Raw genomic sequence first — 3,591 nt, 5'->3', positions numbered from 1 at the left:
AGCGACGATAAAATCCCATGAACAACGATAACCCCCAAAAATAATCTCCCGGGTGCCGCTTATCGCCATGCTGGCAAGGACAGGTTGCTTTTCAGCCATGATATAGAGACTTTTTGAGCTGAAACAGCTTTTTTATTGGTATGTAATATGAAGAAACTCCCGAAATTTGAAAGAAGAAGTGAGAATGCGCCAGGGCAGCCGCCCCGGCGCATTCTCACTTCTTCACTTGCGACACCGTCATGCCATCGCCAACCGGAATCAGCAGCGATTCGAGTTTCGGATGGTTTGCTGTGACCTGGTTGAACGATTTCATAATTTCGGTGTTTTGTTTAGGTTCAAGAGTCGGATCCGCGACGGTGCCACCTGCCAGCACGTTGTCAGCGACGATGACGGCTCCCGGCTGCGCGATTTTCAGGCACGCCTCCAAATAGTTTTCATAGTTCTCTTTATCGGCATCGATAAAGAAAAAGTCGAAACTTTCGCCGGAATCGCTCAGTTTTTTCAGGCTGTCGAGTGCGGGGCCGGTCAGGTAGGTGACCTGGTCTCCAAAACCTGCTTCTGAGAGATTTTGTTTTGCAAGCTGAGCAAAGCTTTCTTCGAGTTCGAGTGAAGTCAGTTTGCCTTCGGATCCAAATCCTCTTGCCAGGCAAATGCCGCTGTAGCCGCCGAGTGCGCCAATTTCCAGTACATTTTTAGCGGCGGAAATAGAAACCAGCATTGTCAGCAGCTTGCCGGAAGCGGGCGGTACGGAAATCTGGCGCATGCCGTGCTGTTCGATGGACGTAATCACACCTGCCAGAACTTCATCCGGTTTCGTAAATACTTCATTTATATAAGCATTGGTCTCTTTCATGAGTTTCAATTCCTCTCTTTGTGAATGGATTGAATCTCCTTCAAGTTTACACCAGCTCAACGCAGGAGGACAAAAAGAAGCCCGGAAATGCGATGTCTTCGCATTTCCGGGCTAATTTGTTAAACGGGCTCAATCCTTCTTTTTGTCATCCGACGTCAAAGGCGCGGTATTGTTGGCAACAAGCGGAACAGGAGAAGAAGTCTGTTTGGATTTATTATCATCGCTGTAGAATTCTTCCTCGATCGCTTCGTTGGCCTGTACCGTTTCTTCGTCCTGATGAAGCTTTTTGTCTTTATTGTCTGCCATCGGTATGCCTCCTCATGAATTGATGATTTCCTCTTCTTCAGTAATATTTGTCCGTACCGGAACTGCAAGCGGGATGGCGTATTTCACGTCCGCCTGCGTGCCGAGCGGATGCGGATTAAGGTTGAAATGATTGATGGCATTGCCGATTGCGCGTGCTCTTTGCTGTAATTCATTGTCAGCAAACGGCACATAATCGATCGAGATGAACGCATCTGAAATTTCGATGACGCGCACTGCCTGTTCATCAAGCACCGCCGCAATCTGCAGGAATGTCCACTGTTCGCGTGCGGCGATCGAGTTGAAGTGATTGTGGCCATTGACGTACAGGCCTGCGTTCTGTTTTTTATTTAAAATGTCCCACATCGGAATGTCGGGTGAAATGCAGCGCTTTTCCAGACTGGAATTTTTGGTGGTGCCGTAAACCGGATGATGGCCGAAAACGATCAGCGGACGGTCGCCGGACTTTTCGACGATGTCTGCCAGCCATTGCTGTTGAATCGTGTCGAGAGTTCCTCCCCAGTCTTCATAATCCATTTCTTTTGCCGTATCCAGAAATGCCAGCACGGCGCCTTCGGTCGTCAGGGAATGGAAGCGTTCCTGATGGGTGATGTCCAGAACTTCATCGCGGCTCATGCCGTAGAGATCGTGATTACCGAGCACATGGACAAAAGGCTTGTGATGCTGGTCGATGATCGCGTAAATATCCTCCAGTTCATCCTGTGAGCCAAAATTCGTCAAGTCACCAATCGAAACGTACAAGTCAGCGGGAATCGAGAAAAAATGCGCCATAAAGCTTTCATAAAACAATTGCCGTTCCTGTCTTAACAAGGCATACTCCGCGTTTACCGATGGATAATGCAAATCGCCGATCACTGCAATTTTCATGAATTTCTCCAGCTCCTTTCATTCTCTTGCCAACTCCATTATCGCAACCGATTGTGAAGCGCGTGCTAAGTGAGCGTTAAGTATTGTAAAGAAACTTTTTTAATGGCAATAAAATCGGAGTTGCTTATTTTATTGCCCACCGGGTAAAGAGATGGTAAACAAAGCGAGAGGAGCGCGGCCCCATGGCGAATAAAGAAAACAAAGACGAGAAGCGAAATGAAGAGATAGTCATCGAAAATGAGCATGAAAACGCACCGGACGAAGGGAGAGAAGATGTGCCGACTCAGGATAAAATCATCCGCGATCCCGAAACGGGTGAAGAAACGTTCATCAAAAATGACAACAAAACATGGAAGCTGAAATAAACTTCACGTTTGAAAGCCGCTTTGAGCTATCGGGGCGGTTTTTGAAGTTTAAAGAGAGGGAGGAGCCAATTGGAAATTTACACAATCGGCCATTCCAGCCATTCGAAGGAGTTTTTCGAGAAAATGCTGAAAGGGAACTCGATTGATGTGCTGGCGGATGTGCGGGCTTTTCCTGGCAGCCGCAAGTGGCCTCAGTTTTCAAAAGATGTTTTTCCGGCATGGCTGGAGGCGGAAGGGATCAGCTACCGCCATTTTCCGAAACTCGGAGGTCGCCGGAGGAAATCGAAGGAAATAGAGGAAGAAGTCAATAGCGGCTGGCGCAATCGCTCGTTCCATAATTACGCGGACTATACACTGAGCGATGAATTCAAGGAAGGCATTGACGAACTGCTTGAACTTGCAGCTGACAGGCGAGTCGCATATTGCTGCTCGGAGCGGCATCCGGCGCGCTGCCACCGCCTGCTGATCAGCAATTGGCTTGTGGCGAACGGCCATACCGTCATTCATATTATCGACGGGAAAAATGAAAGCGTTGAACTGGTTGAGCATGAAGTCGGCAAGTGGGGTGCTGCGGCTGAAGTTAAGGAAGAAAATGGCGTGTCAGTAGTCTATCCGGAAGATAAAGAAGAGGAAATTGCCGAATAAACCTTTGGGAGCAGGAAATGAAATGCATTCCATCATAAAGGTTTATTTGGCATGGATTTAGAGAATACTCAATAAGGAAGGCATTCTACATAAGGGTCAAAAAAGACGAATGGAAGGGGAATTGAAACGATGAGTATGCAGAATATCCAGACCGGCGATTTGGTGAGGGACGAATACGGCAACCATTATCTGGTGGTCGGGGCGACGGAAGATGAAGGCAAGCTGAAGAATATCCAGGTGTCGAACCTTTGGTATGAGCACGCTTTCCGCGAAAGTTTTGAAGATGCGTCAGCCGGCAAGTCAATCGGCATCCAGCTCCAGGAAAAGGCCAATGCATATATAGAAGAAACAGAGCGGAACGAGCGACCAATTTACGCAATCCGCGATTTGATTGTGAACCGCATCGATGTCTATGCGGTGGATATCACAAAACCGCATCCGAACAGTGTTTTATAAGAGGGAATTTTAGTAGAGGAACCGCCTTTTTCGGACTTTTTGTCTGAATGAGGCGGGTTTTCTTTTTTTGTGGGCGGGAGA

General features: G+C 47.9%; 6 protein-coding genes. 3 read left to right on the top strand and 3 right to left on the bottom strand.

Annotation, left to right across the window (positions count from 1 at the left end):
* Positions 1-214: 214 nt before the first annotated feature.
* The 3 genes from KW93_RS08650 to KW93_RS08645 form a co-directional block, all read right to left on the bottom strand.
* A complete protein-coding gene (locus tag KW93_RS08650) occupies positions 215-853 on the bottom strand; it encodes an O-methyltransferase (RefSeq protein ID WP_033542602.1) in 639 nt (212 codons plus the stop codon).
* Between the two features lie 129 nt (positions 854-982).
* Entirely contained in the window at positions 983-1,159 is a 177-nt protein-coding gene (locus KW93_RS17445; protein ID WP_161787032.1) for a hypothetical protein, read from the bottom strand.
* Between the two features lie 12 nt (positions 1,160-1,171).
* Positions 1,172-2,044 carry a metallophosphoesterase family protein gene (locus KW93_RS08645; protein ID WP_033542601.1) on the bottom strand — a complete coding sequence of 291 codons (873 nt, stop codon included), beginning with the start codon at positions 2,042-2,044 and terminating at the stop codon, positions 1,172-1,174.
* Positions 2,045-2,226: 182 nt separating this feature from the next.
* Between KW93_RS08645 and KW93_RS08640 the strand changes: the two genes are divergently transcribed.
* From KW93_RS08640 to KW93_RS08630, 3 genes are all read left to right on the top strand, one after another.
* Positions 2,227-2,409 (top strand): hypothetical protein, encoded by a 183-nt coding sequence (locus KW93_RS08640; protein WP_033542600.1) that lies wholly within the window; start codon positions 2,227-2,229, stop codon positions 2,407-2,409.
* Positions 2,410-2,478: 69 nt separating this feature from the next.
* A complete protein-coding gene (locus KW93_RS08635) occupies positions 2,479-3,054 on the top strand; it encodes a DUF488 domain-containing protein (protein ID WP_033542599.1) in 576 nt (191 codons plus the stop codon).
* Positions 3,055-3,183: 129 nt separating this feature from the next.
* Positions 3,184-3,510 carry a hypothetical protein gene (locus KW93_RS08630; RefSeq protein WP_033542598.1) on the top strand — a complete coding sequence of 109 codons (327 nt, stop codon included), beginning with the start codon at positions 3,184-3,186 and terminating at the stop codon, positions 3,508-3,510.
* Positions 3,511-3,591 lie beyond the last annotated feature (81 nt).

Origin of the sequence: Planococcus sp. CAU13 (assembly GCF_000775575.1) — a bacterium.
GTDB lineage: Bacteria > Bacillota > Bacilli > Bacillales_A > Planococcaceae > Planococcus.
The sequence above is the reverse complement of the archived record's forward strand: the minus strand, read 5'-3'. Positions and strand labels throughout refer to the sequence as shown.